Origin of the sequence: Marisediminicola sp. LYQ85 (genome assembly GCF_046600695.1) — a bacterium.
Lineage (GTDB): Bacteria > Actinomycetota > Actinomycetes > Actinomycetales > Microbacteriaceae > Marisediminicola.
The window spans coordinates 1063851-1080271 of the sequence record NZ_JBKIWO010000001.1; the positions used below are offsets into that span (position 1 = coordinate 1063851).

Below are 16421 nucleotides of genomic sequence, written 5' to 3' on the forward strand. Positions count from 1 at the left end.
TCGATGCGGGCTCCGCTGCGGATTCAGACAACGCTTCTCGAGGTTTCTGGTGGAGTCGCTACAGGCCTCGAGCGACGATCCTTGCGAGGATAGTCGGATGATCGTCGTTCTCTGCCCCGGCCAAGGCTCGCAGACCCCCGGGTTTCTGAGCCCCTGGCTCACCGAAACCGTCTTCCGTGATCAGCTCGAGGGGATGTCCGACGCGATCGGGGTCGACCTCGTGGCCCATGGCACGGTGTCCGACGCCGACACCATCCGCGACACGGCAGTCGCTCAGCCCCTCATCGTCGCGGCGGGGCTGCTCGCCTCAAGCGTCCTCCTCGCCGACGGACGGCGCGAGCGCGTGTCGGGTGCCGCCGGTCACTCGGTCGGAGAAGTGACCGCTGCGGCCGTGTCGGGTGTGCTCAGCCTCACCGATGCCATGACGCTCGTGCACACCCGTGGCACGGCCATGGCCGACGCGGCCGCTGTCACGTCGACCGGCATGAGCGCGGTCGTCGGAGCAGACGAAGGCGAGTTGCTCGCCGCGCTCGACCGCCACGGGCTCCACCCCGCCAACTTCAATGGCGGGGGCCAGATCGTGGTCGCGGGCGCGACCGACGCCCTCGAGGCGTTGCGCTCCGAGCCGCCCACGGGAGCGCGAGTGATTCCCCTGCAGGTCGCAGGAGCGTTCCACACCGACTACATGCGCCCTGCGGTCGACCGACTCGCCGCCGTCGCGTCGACGCTCGACGCTCATGATCCGATCATGACCCTCTGGTCGAACAGCGACGGGTCCGCCGTCTCGAGTGGAGCTCGCTTCGTCGACCTCCTCGTCGGTCAGGTGAGCTCGCCCGTGCGGTGGGACCGCACCATGGAATCGCTCTCGGCGGCGGGCGTGACCGGGCTCATCGAACTCGCCCCGGCCGGCGCGCTCACGGGACTCGCGAAGCGCGGTCTGCGCGGAGTCCCCGCGGTCGCGGTCAAGACGCCGGACGATCTCCCCGCAGCATTCGACCTCATCGACAGGAACTCGTGATCATGGCGACTCTCACCCAGTCCTCCGGGGCGCAATTCACCCGTATCTACAGCTACGGCGCCGCGCGCGGCGACGTCGTCGTCGACAACGCGGCCCTCATCGGCCCGATCGATTCGAGCGACGAGTGGATCCAGCAGCGCACCGGGATCATCACGCGCACGCGTGCCTCGGCAGAGGTGAGCGCGACCGACCTCGCGACCGAGGCGGCCCTCGAAGCGATCGAGAAATCGGGTGTCGACGCGAGCGCGATCGACCTCGTCATCGTCGCGACCATCAGCAACGTGCGACAGACCCCGTCGATGGCCGCGGTCGTGGCCGATCGGGTCGGGGCGAACCCGGCCGCGGCGTACGACGCGAATGCCGCGTGCGCCGGGTTCAGCTACGCCGTGACGCAAGCGGACGCGCTCATCCGCTCCGGTGCGGCACACAATGCGCTCGTCATCGGTGCCGAGAAGCTCTCCGACATCGTCGATCCGACCGACAGGTCGATCTCGTTCCTGCTCGCGGACGGCGCGGGAGCCGTCGTCATCGGCCCGAGCGACAGCCCGGGGATCGCGGCGCCCGTGTGGGGGTCCGACGGTTCGAAAGCGGACGCCGTCGGCATGAACGCGACGCTCACCGAGTTCCGAGACGGGGAGGCCGAGTGGCCGACCCTGCGCCAAGAGGGTCAGACGGTCTTCCGCTGGGCGGTCTGGGACATGGCGAAAGTCGCTGCCCGCGCGCTCGAGGCTGCGGGGATCACCGCCGACGACCTCGCCGCGTTCATCCCCCACCAGGCGAACATGCGCATCATCGACGAGTTCGCCAAGCAGCTCGGCCTGCCCGAGAGCGTCATGATCGCGCGCGACATCGCGACGACCGGAAACACCTCGGCCGCGTCGATCCCCCTCGCGACCCACCGGCTCCTCGACGAACACCCCGAGCTCAGCGGCGGCCTCGCCCTGCAGATCGGTTTCGGCGCCGGCCTCGTCTTCGGCGCCCAGGTGATCGTTCTTCCCTAGACTTGACCCCGGTCACACGACACCCCACCAAGGAGATAACACAATGGCACTGTCCACCGAAGAAGTTCTGTCCGGCCTCGCCGAGCTCATCAACGACGAAACCGGCATTGCGACGGACTCGGTCGAACTCGACAAGTCGTTCACCGACGACCTCGACATCGACTCGATCTCGATGATGACCATTGTCGTCAACGCCGAAGAGAAGTTCGACGTCAAGATCCCCGACGAAGAGGTCAAGAACCTCAAGACCGTCGGCGATGCCGTGACGTTCATCACCAACGCCCAGGGCTGACACCTCCGCGCACAGGACCACCGCCTGTGTGGCCGGGGAGGGAACATCCGCTCACCTCGGCCGCACGAGCACAGCACCACCGAAGGAAACCAGACATGAGCCCCAAGAAGATCGTCGTCACCGGCCTCGGCACGACCTCCCCCCTCGGTGGCTCGGTCGCCGACACTTGGACCGCCCTTCTCGCGGGTGAGTCGGGTGCACGCCCGCTCGAGCAGGAGTGGGTGTCGAAGTACGACCTCCCCATCACCTTCGCGGCGCAAGCGAAGGTGCCGGCCGCCGACATCCTGACGCGGCAGGAGACCAAGAGGCTCGATCCCGGCAGCCAGTTCGCCGTGATCGCGGCTCGCGAGGCGTGGGCCGACGCGGGGGCCCCGGATGTCGACCCCGCGCGCATCGCCGTCGACTATGCGACCGGTATCGGTGGCATCTGGACTCTCGTCGACGCGTGGGACACCCTGCGTGAGCGCGGCGCCCGCCGTGTTCTGCCCATGACGGTCCCCATGCTCATGCCCAACGGGCCAGCCGCAGCCATCAGCATGAGCCTGTCGGCTCGCGGTGGGGCACGCACCGTCGTGTCGGCGTGCGCCTCGAGCACCGAGTCGATCGCCAACGCCTACGCGCACCTGCAGGCCGGGCTCGCCGACGTCGTCATCGCGGGTGGAACGGAGGCGGCCATTCATCCGCTTCCGATCGCCTCGTTCGCGGCTATGCAGGCCCTGTCGAAGCGCAACGACTCCCCTGCGACCGCGTCACGCCCCTACGACGTCGACCGCGACGGCTTCGTGCTCGGCGAGGGTGCCGGAGCGATCGTGCTCGAGACCGAGGAGCACGCGCTCGCTCGAGGGGCACGCATCTACGCCGAGCTCGCGGGTGGATCGGTGACGAGCGACTCTTACCACATCACCGCTCCCGACCCCGAGGGTTCGGGCGCCGCCCGGGCGATGCTCGCGGCGCTCGATCAAGCGGATGCCTCGATCACCGACGTTCTCCACGTCAACGCGCACGCAACGAGCACCCCCGTCGGCGACATCGCCGAATACAACGCGATGAAGAGGGTCTTCGGAGACCACCTCGACTCCGTCGCAGTCTCCGCGACCAAGGGAGCGACGGGCCACCTCCTCGGGGGAACCGGCGCCCTCGAAGCCATCTTCACTATCCTCGCGCTCCACCACCGCACGGCTCCGCCGACGATCAACCTCGACAACCAGGATCCCGAGATCCCGCTCGACGTCGTGACGACGCCACGCGACCTCGGCGCCGACCCCATCCTCGCGATCAGCAACTCGTTCGGTTTCGGCGGGCACAACGCGGTAGCGGCGTTCCGCAGCGTGTGACGCCCGCTCCCACGGCGATGAGGATCGCCATCGTCTGCGACTACTTCCTCGACTTCGTCGGCGGGGCGCAGACGTCGATGCGCCAGCAGGAGCTCGCGCTCACCGCGGCGGGCCACGAGGTCGTCATGATCTCGGCGTCGAGGTTCTCCCGGCCGCGGGTGAGCCACGCGCTCCACGAGGTGAGGCTCGCTCCGGTCGCGACACTCCCGGGTCTCGAACTCCCCGTCATCGTCAACAGCTCGCGGACGCGAGCGACCCTGCGCGCCGCCTTTCGCGAGCGCGCTGTCGACGTCGTGCACGTGCAGACCGAGTTCGGTCTCGCCCACGCAGCCGTCGACGTCGCGCGGGAGCTCGGGATCCCGGTCGTCCACACGGTGCACACGTTCTACTGGGCGAGCGACGGTCCCTGGTGGCACCGGCTCGTCGAGCCGCTGCTCCGGCGGTCGCTCGAGCGCATCACTCGAGCAGAGATCCCGGCGTCCGCGCTGTCCCCGCGCCCGATCGACAACCTCCTGAGAAACCTCACCCTCGGGATGGCGCGTCGAGTCGACGCGGTGATCTCGCCGTCGGCACACCAGGCGCGAGACCTCGCGGATGCGCGCGTCGAGACCGCGATCGACGTCGTGCCGAACCCGATCACTTCACCCACCACCCCCGTGGATGCGCTCGGAGCAGATCGTGAACCGCGCTTTCTCTGGGTCGCGCGATGCGAACCGATCAAGAGGCCGTTGCCGTTCGCCGAAGCAGCCGTGCGCGCCCTCGAGATCACGGGGGGCGGCTTCAGCGTGGACTTCGTCGGAGACGGAAGCGACCGCGCCGCGCTCGAGAAGCTCGTCGAGGGTCACCCGCTCGTGCACGTGCACGGAGCACTCGACCACGAGAGGGTGCTCGAGCTCATGAACACCACGTCGATCGTCGTGCTCACGTCGGTCGGGTTCGACAATCAGCCGATGACCATCGCGGAGGCCGTGAGCCGACAGCGAGGCATCCTCTACTGCGACCCGAAGTTGCGCGAGGGGCTGCTGCACGCGGGACACCTCGCGCCGTCACCGGATGTCGCGGGGCTCACGGCCGCGATCGTCGACCTCGTGCAGACCCCGGGCCTCATCGAGCAACTCTCCCGCGGGGCAGCGCAAGACGGTGAGCAGTTCCTGCCCGAGAGCTATGCGGAGTCCTTCGCATCTCTCGCGACCCGGGTGCGGAACGGCCACCGTCCGGTCTGACGACGTGCGGTGATCCGGGCGCCTCGATCCGGTCCGACGGGAGAAAGGGTGAGCCTCAGCCGACCTTGTGCAGCCAGACCACCTGGCTCGAGTCGCTCGCGTGACGGAAGGCCTCGAGTTCGTCGTCCCAGGCCTGGCCGAGGGCGAGTCGCAGCTCCCTGTGCAGTTCGAGCGCATTCGAGCCGGCGATCTCCATCGCGTAGCGGACGCGATCCTCGGGGATGACGACGTTGCCGACCGTGTCGGTCTGCGCGAAGAAGATGCCCAGGTCGGGCGTGTGCAGCCAGCGGCCACCGTCGGAACCGAAGCCGGCGTCTTCCGTCACCTCGAAGCGCAAGTGCTCCCAGCCGCGGAGGGCCGACGCGAGGACCGCCCCGGTGCCCGGCGCACCCTCCCAGTAGAACTCCGCGCGAAGGGCACCCTTGAGCACGGGCTGATCGGTCCACTCGAAGTTGACGGCTCGATCAAGAGCGCGACCGGCAGCCCACTCGATGTGGGGTGCGAGCGCGCGAGGAGCAGAGTGCACGAAAAGCACTCCACGAGCAGTTGCAGCAGCCACGATGACTCCGTTCGGTTAGGTGCGACTTCCCCATCGACCTGGTGAACGAATCTCGGTGCATTATTCAATTGAGACGGCGTGCCGTCGGTCTCATTATGAGGGATGGTCCCGGCGAATCACAACACTGTGATTAGGCCGGGAAATCGGCACCACCCGGAGGCGTTCTATACTGAGTATAGATTTGACAGTGGGGAGCACAGTGTCGGTTCGAGACGGGCTCCTCGCGATCCTCACCCTCGGTCCAGCGTACGGACTGCAGTTGCACGCCGAACTCGCCGCGCGGAGCCCGCACCGCGGAACCGTGAATCCCGGCCAGATCTACGCGACACTCGAACGCTTGGGCCGAGCCGGACTCATCGAGTCGGGCGGTCGCACGCACGACGGGCTGCCTCTGCATCGGCTCACCCCCGAGGGGCGTTCGACTGCCGACCGGTGGCTCCGCACTCCCCTCGCGGGCGGAGTGCCCGAGTGGTCGGAGATGCTCGATCAGATTCTCGTGGGCGCGACGGTCGACCCTGTCGCCACGGAGCGACTCACTCGCGACTACCGGGTGCGTTGGTCGGCCGAGCTCGACGCCGCGCGCGAGGACGCGGTCGACAGTGGTCGCGAGACGACGATCGCCGGCTGGGCATCCGACGCGCGGGCGGCGCACGCCCGGGCCGCGCTCGAGTGGCTCGCGGCCGTCTCCGATCGGCTCCCGGCGGGCACGACCGCGCGAGCGCTCTCGACGGTCAAGCCTCGCCGGGGGCGCCGGCCGCACGACGAGCCGGGCGCGTCCTAGCGCCGATCACTTCGCCTTCGCATAATCGTCGACGGCGGCGACGGTCACGGGGAACGTCACCGGAAGATCGCCGAACAGCAACCGCCCGGCATCCGCCGCAGCCTCGCGGATAGCCCGTTCGACCTCGTCAGCGAGGTCGCGAGGGCAGTGCACGACGACCTCGTCGTGCAGGAAGAACGCGAGGTGAGGTTCGCGCTCGAGGTCGGTGTCGCCCCCGAGGGCTCGCAGACGGGTTCTCAGACCCGCCATCCAGCACAGCGCCCATTCGGCCGCGGTGCCCTGAACGACGAAGTTGCGCGTGAACCGGCCCCACGCTTTGGCGCGGGAACGTGCTCGCTCGGCATCCGCCGGTGTCGCGGTCTCGTCGTAGCCGACACCGTCACCGGGCGGGGACGTGCGGCCCAAGTGCGTCGACACGACCTCCCCGCGCTCACCGGCCCTCGCCGCGGCTTCGACGAAGCCGATCGCGCGCGGGTATCGCTCCGCGAGCCTCGGCAGGAGGCGCCCGGCATCGCCCGAGGTTGCGCCGTACATCGCCCCGAGCATCGCGACCTTCGCGTGTTCCCGCGACGCCACGGCACCGCTCGCGACGATCCCCGCGTAGAGGTCGCCGCTCGATCCGGCCTCGACCATCCCGCGGTCCGACGCGAGCGCCGCGAGAATCCGCGGCTCGAGTTGCGCCGCATCCGCGACCACGAGGGTCCACCCCGGGTCGGCCACGACGGCGCTGCGCACCGCCTTCGGCAATTGCAACGCTCCCCCGCCGCCCTTGCTCGACCACCGGCCCGTCACGACACCACCGGGAACATACTCGGGGTGGAAGCGCCCGTCGACGACGTTGGTGTCGAGCCAGGCCCACCCGCTCGCCGTCCACAGCCGAGCGAGCCTCTTGTACTCGAGGATGGGCCCGATGGCGGGGTGGGTGAGCTTCTCGAGCTCCCACGATCTCGTCGACCCCGCGGTGATACCGACACGACCGAGTGCGGCGAGGAGGTCGACGGGGGAATCGACGTTGAGGCCGGGAGCATCCAGGGCCGCGCGCACGTCGGCAGCGACAGCGTGCATGGCGCTCGGGCGATCGCCCTCGCGCGCGGGGCGGGATCCCAGGTTCTCGACGAGCAGCCGATCGTGCACCTCGACACTCCACGGCAGTCCCACGTGGTGGATCTCGGCCGCAACGAGGGCCCCAGCCGATTCCGCGGCGAGGAGCAGCCCGAGTCTCGCGGGCTCGGAAGACGTCGCGACGGCGTCGCGCTGGCGCAGAAACTCCTCGAGGGTGTCGAGTTCTCCGCGCTGAGAGGCACCGCGCCGCGGCACGTGCTCGAGGTCGTCGAGTGCGAAGAGGCCCTCGGCGGCCACAGGGATGTCGCGCACGGTTTCATCCCAGACGCCCTCGGGTGCCGTCGCGACGGGCGACGACGAGGTCAGTCGGGAGCGACGGATGATCGCGTGCGAGAGCCGCACGTCGACGCAGCGCTCGACGCGCACACCCGCCCTCAGGAGCGGCGGGTACCACACGGCCGTATCGGACCAGACCCAGCGCGGACGGTCGGGTGCGAGGCGCCGCACCTCCGCCGGCAGATCGTCGACGGCGCGCGCGGCACCGCGCACCGCACCGGTGTCGTCGAGCTCCTGGATCGTCGTCTCGCCGCCCTGGCGTGTGAGAACGGCGTACATGCTCTCATTCTCGTCGCCACCACCGACCCCGGGCACCACTGCCCTCGGCCACCGCCGGCCCCGAGCACCGGGGCCTCGACCGTGGACTAGTGGAGGAGAGCCCCCGCGGTGTTGAGCACGTTCTTCTCGCCCGCTTCGATCGGCACCGAGAATCGATTCTGCTTCGGCGGAAGCGGGCAGTTGAAGTTGTAGCTGAAGGCGCACGGCGGCAGGTATGCACGGTTGAAGTCGAGAGTGATCGACCCGTCGGGTGAGGGCGCGACCATGAGAAAGCGCCCGACGCTGTAGGTCGAGTCACCGTTGGTCGAGTCGGCGAAGACGAGCAGGAGCGCGCGACCCTCTTTGAACGCGGCGAGGTTGTAGTCGACGCCGTCCTTCGTGAAACGGATCTCGCCTGGCACGACCTTGTCGCGAGGCTTGCCCTCGTCTTTCAGATGCTCGATGCCGACGGTGGATCCCCCCTCGATCTCGATCCACGACGCCGTGATCACCCACTCGGGGTTGTAGGGGAACGCGTCGATCGAGCCGAAGTCGCGAATGCCCTCCGAGGCCGCATCCCACACGCGGAGCGCATAGGCACCGTCCTCGCCGGCGATGACGAAACCCGTGACGGTGTCACTGAAGACGATCTCGCCGGGCGACACCGAGTCTTTGCCCGCCACGACGGCCTCACCGTCGACGAGTGCGCCGTCGACGCGGATGCCGTCGCTCGCGTTCGCGACGACGCGGAGACCCGATTCGCCGGCCGGGAGCGGCGACCAGACGCCGGGCACTCCGTAGACGGGCTGCTGGGCGTCGACCCACTGCGTGTTCACGAGGGCGAGATTGCCTTTCGGCTGCACGACGGACTCCTCGCGGCGACGGCGGTAGAGCGCGAGCTGGTCTTCGGGAGACGTTGTTTCGGTCATGGGTCCATCCTTCTCGGTTTCGTCGTGGTCAACGACCACGGACACGCTTTTATTGCCGATGCGCCGGGCCGAGCCCTCGCGTCATCACCGGGGTACATCTTCGCGAGCTGCTAGACATCCGGAAAATGTCGTGATTATCGTTGAAGCAGGCACACATTACCGGGGGGTGATAGCAGTGGCCGGATCGATGGGGTACTCGATCTCCAGGCTCCTGCGCGTGTGCCTGTTGGCGACGCTCGTCGCCCTCGGATGGATCGCATTCGGGTCGACCCTCTCCGCTTCGGCGGCCGAGGGCGACGAACGCTCGTTGATCGGGGGCCACGCCTCCGTCGTGGACGACACCGTGAGCGGCACGGTGGCCGGCACCGTCGGTTCGGTCGGCGCACCCGTGAAGACCGTGACCGAGACCGTGGATCGCACGGTGGACCGGACCGTCCACGCGGTCGTCACGAAGGTCGCTCCGCCGGCTCCCGCACCCGCCGCCCCGCCGGCGCCTACCGCTCCCGTGCCTGTCCCTCCTGCACCCGTCGCGTCCGCACCCGTGGTTGCGGCCCCCACTGCTCCCGCCCCGGTGCACGCCGAGCCCGCACCCGCTCGACCCGCGGTAACCGAGTCGGCTGCGACCGGCGGGGAGCCGGCGGGGGTCGTCTCGCCCATCGTGGCGGAGGTCACGGATGCTGTAGACGTCGCTGGAGACGTCGCCGGGGACGTCGTCGCTGAAGACGTACTCTCCGCTGGCCTCGTCGGATCGACCGGCGACGCGGTCACAGGGCTGCCGCTCGTGGCGCCGACCCAACTCGACACCGTCGTCTCTCCGCTCACCGGAGCCGTCGACTGGGCGCTCGGGTCGACCGGGAGGATCGTCGACGGCACGGTCGGGGCTACGCTCGACGCCACTCTCCCGGGGCTCGACTCCCTCGGCGTCGGTGTGGATGCGGCGATCGAGCCGATCGTGCGCCCCATCGTCGACAGCGTCGTCGATCCTGTTGTCGGCCCCATCGTCGGTCCCGTCGTCGACCCGGTCTTCGGATCACCACCGTCTGCGCCACCGCTATCCCCGGTCGTGGCCAGAAATCCTCCGCCCGTGAGTGACAGCTCCGGAGGATCGGTGAACGCCGCCGCCTTCGAGGCGGGCGCGCCCGCGCGCGGAGAACCCGTGTCGTCCCGGGAACGCGCGGATACGCTCGGGGCCGGCTCGCCCGGATCACCCGTCACGGCGGCCCACACGAGGTCCGAGACATCCGTCGTCGTCTACACCGACCGGGTCGTCGTAAACCCTGTCGGCACCGTCGGGCACGACGTTCCCGGGGCACCGACCGGCGGTGCCTCGACGACGTCCGCGGCGTCCGTGAACGCGACTGCGACCGTGATCGGAGCTCTCGACCCCTTCGCTGTCGAAACCCACCTTCTCTCGAGTGCGGCGACGGCGTCGGACGACGCCGTTCCCGCCTCGCTCTCGCCCGACCCCGGTTCCTCGCCTGATTGATGGGGGTTCTCGTCACCATTCGGTGGCAGATGAACCCCGGCGCCTCCACTCCGGACGGCGCACCATCACTCATACGAAGGATCAGGACAATGAAGAATGCAGTGACTAAAGGGCTCTATTGCGCCCTCTTCGTCGGAGGTCTCTCCCTGCTGGGAGCGACCGCGGCCAACGCCGCCGACACGTCGGGAGAAGACGGGATCCTCTCCGGAACCCAGGTAGACGCCGCCATCTCGGCTCCCTTGTCGATCGTCGGCTCGGCCGTGAGCGTGATCGGCGACGCCACATCCGAGACCCCGGCACCGGCAGCTTCCGAGCCCGCCGTGACTCCCGCACCCGCGGGGGCCACCACGTCCGGCGAAGACGGCGTCGGCTCCGGCACCCAGGTGGTCGCGGATGTGGTCGCGCCCGTCGAGGCGACAGGCAACGCGATCAGTGTCGTCGGCGACGCCACCTCGAGTGCGGCGCCAGCGGCGACCCCGGCACCCGTGGAGGCACCCGCCTCCGCACCGGTGACGGACGGTGCGGATTCGGTGCTCGGCGGAACCCAGGCCGTGACGAGCATCGACATCCCGCTCGAGGCGAGCGGCAATGCCGTCAGTGTGCTCGGCGACGCGACGTCCACGCGCAGCGCGGACGCCGGCGGGGTTCCGGCGGAGGCCCCCGCTGCGGAGGACGCGACAGCGGGAGGCACGACCGATGGGAGCGACAGCATCGCCGGGGGCACCCAGGTGATCCCCGACGTGTCTGCTCCGATCGATCTCGGTGGCAACGCGATCACGGTCATCGGTGACGCGAGCTCGACCTCGGGTTCGGCGACCGCGCCGGGCACGGATGGCGGAGCTACTGACGGCGGCACCGCGACGGGCACGACCGACGGAAGCGACAGCATCGCGGGGGGAACGCAGATCGTTCCGAGCATCGACCTTCCGATCACCCTCGGTGGCAATGCCGTGACGATCATCGGCGACAGCTCGACGGTGCCGGTCACCCCGGGAAGCCCCACCGACCCGATCGACCCCACGGACCCCACGGTTCCGACGGACCCCACGGACCCCACGGACCCGACGGTTCCGACGGACCCGACGGTTCCGACCGACCCGATCACCCCGCCCGGTGACTCGATCGACACGGTCGACGGGAGCGGTGACAGCAGTGTCGCCGGGATCTCGACGACCGCCCGGGCCGACGGTTCGATCGCGACGACGTCGTCCGCGGCATCCGTGGCGTCCGCCTCGGCGGCAGCAGGAGCCGAGACTCTCGCCGTCACCGGTGGGAGCGCCGGAGGATCGCTCGCCGGTCTCGCGCTCGCGCTCGTGCTCGCGGGGGCGGTGAGCCTCCTCGCCCACCGCCGCTGGACGGCGGCGATCGGTCGACGCGCGATCTGAGAGCACGCGACAGCGCGACCGAACATCCGGTCGGGTGACGAGCGGATGCCGCGGGGTCGTGCCCGCGGCATCCGTCCCGTCGCGCAATCCCCCCGAGCCCGCGCGGGCACGGCGAGCCCCGCAGGTCTCACCCGTGAGCGCAACCCCCTGCCACTAAGCCGTGGTCGCGCGTAGACAGGGACGATGAAAGCTCTCACCTGGCAATCGACCAACACCGTGCAGGTCGACGAGGTCACCGACCCGTTCATCCAGCACCCCAAAGACGTCATCATCAAGGTCACCTCGACGGCGATCTGCGGGTCCGACCTGCACCTCTACGGCGTTCTCGGCCCGTTCCTGAACAAGGGCGACATCCTCGGTCACGAGCCGATGGGTGTCGTCGTCGAGGTGGGCAGCGAGGTCTCGAAGCTCGCCGTCGGCGACCGCGTCGTCATCCCCTTCGTCATCGCGTGCGGTCACTGCTTCATGTGCAAGCGCGGCCTCACCACGCAGTGTGAGACCACCCAGAACCGCGACACCGAGACCGGCGCCTCGCTCTACGGTTTCACCGAGCTCTACGGCTCCGTTCCCGGGGGTCAAGCCGAGTTCCTGCGTGTTCCGCTCGCCGACTTCAACGCTGTGAAGGTGCAGTCCGACCTCCCGGACGACCGCTACCTCTTCTTGAGCGACATCCTCCCCACCGCGTGGCAGGGCGTTCAGTACGCCAACCTCCAGCCCGGCAACACGCTCGGTGTGATGGGTCTCGGGCCCGTCGGTCAGTTCGTGAGCCGCATCGGCGCCTACCTCGGGCACCGCGTCATCGCGGTCGACCCCGTTCCCGAGCGCCGCGCCATGGCCGAGCGCCACGGTGTCGAGACGATGGACCTCACCGACGAGACACTCGCCCAGCTGCGCGACCTCACCGATGGTCGCGGACCCGACTCGGTCGTCGACGCCGTCGGTCTCGAGGCGCACGGCAACCACGCGGCATCCTTCGCCCAGAAAGCCGTCGGCCTGTTGCCCGATGCGATCGCCAAGAAGGCCATGGACACCGCGGGAATCGATCGCCTCTCGGCCCTCATGATGTCGATCGAGGCTGTGAGCCGCGGCGGAACCGTGTCGATGAGCGGTGTCTACGCCGGAACGGCAGACCCCATGCCGCTCAAGACGATGTTCGACAAGCAGCTCACGATGAAGATGGGTCAGTGCAACGTGCACGACTGGATCGACACGCTCCTGCCGATCGTCGAGAACCCCGACGACCCGCTGGGTGTCGAAGACCTCGTGACGCACCATGTCGGCCTCGACGAGGCACCCGGGATGTACGACACGTTCCGCGACAAGGAAGACGGCTGCATCAAGGTCGTCATCACCCCGTAGTCACGACCGAGACGGGAGGGCGGTCGGGCGAGAGCCCGGCCGCCCTTCTTCGTCAGGAGACCAGATCACATGGCGGATAGCATCGGTCGGATGTCCGAGTCCCGAACGCCAGCCCGCCCAGCCGAGCCGAGCGGCTTCATCAGCGTCCGCGGCGCGCGGGAGAACAACCTGCGCGACGTCGACGTCGACGTTCCTCGCGACAGTATCGTGGCCTTCACGGGCGTCTCCGGTTCGGGCAAGTCGTCGCTCGCCTTCGGCACGATCTTCGCTGAGGCGCAGCGCCGGTTTCTCGAATCGGTCGCCCCGTATGCGCGCCGTCTCATCGCCCAGGGGTCGAAGCCGCACGTCGACTCCATCACCGGGCTGCCTCCCGCGGTCGCGCTGCAGCAGCGCCGCGGAGCACCGAGTTCGCGATCGACCGTCGGCACTCTCACGACCCTGTCGAACTCGCTCCGGATGCTCTTCTCCCGCGCCGGGCACTATCCCGCCGGGGCTCCCCGTCTGGAGTCCGACTCGTTCTCGCCCAACACGGTCACCGGAGCGTGCCCGCGGTGCCACGGGCTCGGGGTCGCCCACGAGGTGACCGAGGCGTCCGCGGTGCGCGACGACTCGCTCTCGATCCGCGACGGGGCCATCACCGCGTGGCCCGGTGCGTGGCAGGGCAAGAATCTGCGCGACGTCACCGCCGTTCTCGGCTACGACATCGACATCCCGTGGCGTGACCTGTCGCGTCGCGACCGCGACTGGCTCCTCTTCACCGAAGAGCAACCGGTCGTCGAGGTGCAACCCCAGCGCGATCGCGTCGCGAAGCCCTACAAGGGGCGGTTCTGGAGCGCTCGGCAGTTCGTGATGCACACTCTCGCGGATTCGAAGAGCGAAACCCAGCGAGACAAGATGCTGCAGTACGTCGACTCCGGAAGGTGCTCGCTGTGCGACGGTCGCGGGTTGACCCGCGCGGCGCTCGACGTCACGGTCGCCGGTCGCACCATCGCCGAGATGAACGGGTTGCCCCTCGGCGGACTCGCCGACGCGCTTCGCCCCATCGCGGGGCTCGAGAACGCCACAGCCGCGACGTCGCGTGCGTCGTCGGGCGAAGGCACGGAGGTCGCGGTCACGATCAGTCGCGATCTGCTCGCGCGCGTCGACGTGCTCACGGGGCTCGGGCTCGGATACCTGAGTCTCGACCGCGCGACGCCGACCCTCTCCCCCGGCGAGATGCAGAGACTCCGCATCGCAACACAGTTGCGGTCGGGTCTCTTCGGAGTCGTCTACGTGCTCGACGAGCCGAGCGCCGGACTGCACCCCGCCGACACCGAGCCCCTCATCGAGGTGCTCGAGGGGTTGCGCGCGAGTGGCAACAGCGTGTTCGTCGTCGAACACAACATGGACATCGTGCGCCACGCCGACTGGATCGTCGACGTCGGCCCCGGCGCGGGAGCCGGTGGAGGAGACGTGCTCTACAGCGGGCCGGTGGACGGACTCGGCTCGGTCGAGGCATCCGTCACCCGGCGATTCGTGAACGCGGCGATCTCCGAGAGCAGCAGAGCGCGGCGCGACCCCGCCGCGTGGCTCGAGCTGCGAGACGTCTCCCGGCACAACCTCGACCGTCTCGACGTCGATGTGCCTCTCGGCGTGCTCACGGCCGTGACCGGAGTGTCGGGCTCGGGCAAGTCGACACTCGTCGGGAGGGTTCTCGCGGAACGCGCCGCGGAACACCCTCTCGTCACACGCGTGGTGCAAGTCGACCAGAAGGCGATCGGACGAACCCCGCGATCGAACCTCGCGACCTACACGGGACTCTTCGATGCCGTGCGAGCGACCTTCGCCGACACCGACGAGGCGCGGGCCCGCGGGTGGACCGCCGGGCGGTTCTCGTTCAACGTCGTGGGCGGTCGCTGCGACGTCTGCCAGGGTGAGGGTTCGGTGTCTGTCGAGCTCCTCTTCCTCCCGGGCAGTTGGTCACCGTGCCCGGAGTGCGGGGGATCCCGCTACACCGCCGAGACGCTCGAGGTCACGTGGAACGGGGCATCCATCGCGGATGTCCTCGCGATGACCGTCGACGAGGCCGCGACCTTCCTCACCGCCGTGCCGGCCGCATCACGCGGTCTCACGACACTGCAGCAGGTCGGGCTCGGATATCTCCGGCTCGGCCAACCCGCACCGCAACTGTCGGGCGGCGAGGCGCAGCGCATCAAGCTCGCGACCGAGCTGCAGCGGGCTCGCTCGGGGCACACGCTCTACCTCCTCGACGAGCCCACGACGGGACTCCACCCCGCCGACGTCGAGCTGCTCGTCGAACAGCTCGCGACGCTCGTCGACGCGGGCAACACGGTCGTGCTCGTCGAACACTCGATGGCGGTCGTCGCTCACGCCGACCACGTGATCGACATGGGGCCGGCGGGGGGCGACGGGGGCGGTCGAGTCGTTGCCGCCGGCACTCCAGCAGACGTCGCGGCCACGACCGGGAGTCGCACGGCGCCCTACCTCCGCGCCCACCTCAAGTCAGACTCCCGCTAGTTCGGCCCCGGCTAGCCTGCCTCAGAGCGGCGCGAGCACCGTGAGCCACGCGAAGAGCGACACCGCGGCGAACGACGTCACCGCGAAAGCGCTGTCGGCGCCGGGTCGGGCGCCGACCGCCGCGCGCTTCGCTTCACGCCACTGCAGGGTCCACGTCACGAGAACCGCCGCGAGCATCGCGAGCGTGACGACTCGGAGCCCGAGGCTCGGTTCCTGGCCGACGAGGCCCGCCCCGATCTGGTGGAACGCGATGATGCCCCACGGCACGATGCCGACCATCGTGCCGAACGAGAACGGCCACAGGCTCGCGCGGAGAGCTCGATCCTGGAGACAGGCGAAGAGCGCGACGGCACTCGAGAGAGCGTAGATCGCGACGAGTGCGCCGATATCGCTGATGCCGTTGAGCTGCGCAACGAGGAACACGAGGATCGGCCACACGAAGGCCGCCTCCCCCCAGCGATACCCGTGAGTGCCGTGGTCGGCAGCGGATGCGCGCCAGCGCCGCAGCGCGGGGACCGCTGCGCCGAGCCGCACGATCGCGACGAGACCGAGCAGAACGACGGATGCGGCGGGCACGTCGATCGTCGCGACCGCGAGTGCACCGTCGGCGCCGCCATCCGCATCCCCGGCCCCGGGCAGGCGCGCGACGACGGGGCGCCGGAGCTCGGGCGCACCCGCCGACACGACGGCGACGACGATCGCCTGCGCGAGAGCGAGAGCGCCGAGACTGACCTCGAGGCCCGTCGCGCTGCGCTTCGCCATGATCACTCCGCTCGGTTCCGGGAGACGGTTCGGTGGGGCGGACGGGACTTGAACCCGTGACCGACGGATTATGAGTCCGCTGCTCTAACCAGCTGAGCTACCGCCCCGTGCGGCGCGAC

14 protein-coding genes and 1 tRNA gene are annotated in these 16421 nt (G+C 69.3%); 10 read left to right on the forward strand and 5 right to left on the reverse strand.

All coding sequences use genetic code 11. The annotated features are described in order from the left end of the window. The first annotated feature begins 97 nt into the window (after positions 1-97). From ACLHG5_RS04960 to ACLHG5_RS04980, 5 genes are all read left to right on the forward strand, one after another. Entirely contained in the window at positions 98-1018 is a 921-nt protein-coding gene (locus tag ACLHG5_RS04960) for an ACP S-malonyltransferase (RefSeq protein ID WP_411318013.1), read from the forward strand. Between the two features lie 2 nt (positions 1019-1020). After that, positions 1021-2019: a beta-ketoacyl-ACP synthase III gene (locus ACLHG5_RS04965; protein ID WP_411318014.1), complete on the forward strand. Its 999-nt coding sequence runs from the start codon at positions 1021-1023 to the stop codon at positions 2017-2019. A gap of 43 nt (positions 2020-2062) precedes the next feature. After that, positions 2063-2311 (forward strand): acyl carrier protein, encoded by a 249-nt coding sequence (locus ACLHG5_RS04970; RefSeq protein WP_411315310.1) that lies wholly within the window; start codon positions 2063-2065, stop codon positions 2309-2311. A 95-nt stretch (positions 2312-2406) separates the two neighbouring features. Then, entirely contained in the window at positions 2407-3645 is a 1239-nt protein-coding gene (locus tag ACLHG5_RS04975; protein WP_411318015.1) for a beta-ketoacyl-[acyl-carrier-protein] synthase family protein, read from the forward strand. A gap of 17 nt (positions 3646-3662) precedes the next feature. Then, on the forward strand, positions 3663-4868 hold the full coding sequence (locus tag ACLHG5_RS04980) for a glycosyltransferase family 4 protein (RefSeq protein ID WP_411318016.1): 1206 nt from the start codon (positions 3663-3665) through the stop codon (positions 4866-4868). A 55-nt stretch (positions 4869-4923) separates the two neighbouring features. Here ACLHG5_RS04980 and ACLHG5_RS04985 read toward each other — a convergent pair whose 3' ends face one another. Continuing rightward, positions 4924-5427, reverse strand: coding sequence for a DUF3145 domain-containing protein (locus tag ACLHG5_RS04985; RefSeq protein ID WP_411315307.1), 504 nt, complete (start codon positions 5425-5427; stop codon positions 4924-4926). Positions 5428-5626: 199 nt separating this feature from the next. Here ACLHG5_RS04985 and ACLHG5_RS04990 point away from each other — a divergent pair, with 199 nt between their 5' ends. After that, on the forward strand, positions 5627-6208 hold the full coding sequence (locus ACLHG5_RS04990) for a PadR family transcriptional regulator (RefSeq protein ID WP_411318017.1): 582 nt from the start codon (positions 5627-5629) through the stop codon (positions 6206-6208). A gap of 6 nt (positions 6209-6214) precedes the next feature. Here ACLHG5_RS04990 and ACLHG5_RS04995 read toward each other — a convergent pair whose 3' ends face one another. Further along, on the reverse strand, positions 6215-7885 hold the full coding sequence (locus tag ACLHG5_RS04995) for a bifunctional 3'-5' exonuclease/DNA polymerase (protein WP_411318018.1): 1671 nt from the start codon (positions 7883-7885) through the stop codon (positions 6215-6217). Positions 7886-7971: 86 nt separating this feature from the next. Continuing rightward, the gene (locus tag ACLHG5_RS05000; protein WP_411318019.1) at positions 7972-8793 is read right to left on the reverse strand and encodes a DUF1684 domain-containing protein; all 822 of its coding nucleotides are present in this window, start codon (positions 8791-8793) and stop codon (positions 7972-7974) included. Positions 8794-8968: 175 nt separating this feature from the next. Here ACLHG5_RS05000 and ACLHG5_RS05005 point away from each other — a divergent pair, with 175 nt between their 5' ends. The 4 genes from ACLHG5_RS05005 to ACLHG5_RS05020 all read left to right on the forward strand — a co-directional run bounded on the left by ACLHG5_RS05005 (position 8969) and on the right by ACLHG5_RS05020 (position 15540). Beyond that, positions 8969-10279, forward strand: a complete 1311-nt coding sequence (locus tag ACLHG5_RS05005; RefSeq protein WP_411318020.1) for a hypothetical protein — start codon at positions 8969-8971, stop codon at positions 10277-10279. A gap of 89 nt (positions 10280-10368) precedes the next feature. Continuing rightward, entirely contained in the window at positions 10369-11664 is a 1296-nt protein-coding gene (locus tag ACLHG5_RS05010; RefSeq protein WP_411318021.1) for a chaplin family protein, read from the forward strand. A gap of 183 nt (positions 11665-11847) precedes the next feature. Continuing rightward, positions 11848-13023 (forward strand): alcohol dehydrogenase catalytic domain-containing protein, encoded by a 1176-nt coding sequence (locus ACLHG5_RS05015; RefSeq protein ID WP_411315301.1) that lies wholly within the window; start codon positions 11848-11850, stop codon positions 13021-13023. 90 nt (positions 13024-13113) lie between these two features. Next, complete coding sequence (locus ACLHG5_RS05020) at positions 13114-15540, forward strand: ABC transporter (protein WP_411318022.1); 2427 nt, start codon at positions 13114-13116, stop codon at positions 15538-15540. A 21-nt stretch (positions 15541-15561) separates the two neighbouring features. Here ACLHG5_RS05020 and ACLHG5_RS05025 read toward each other — a convergent pair whose 3' ends face one another. Then, the gene (locus ACLHG5_RS05025) at positions 15562-16302 is read right to left on the reverse strand and encodes a hypothetical protein (RefSeq protein WP_411318023.1); all 741 of its coding nucleotides are present in this window, start codon (positions 16300-16302) and stop codon (positions 15562-15564) included. Positions 16303-16335: 33 nt separating this feature from the next. After that, positions 16336-16409: transfer RNA gene (locus ACLHG5_RS05030), tRNA-Ile, on the reverse strand. Positions 16410-16421: the final 12 nt, after the last annotated feature.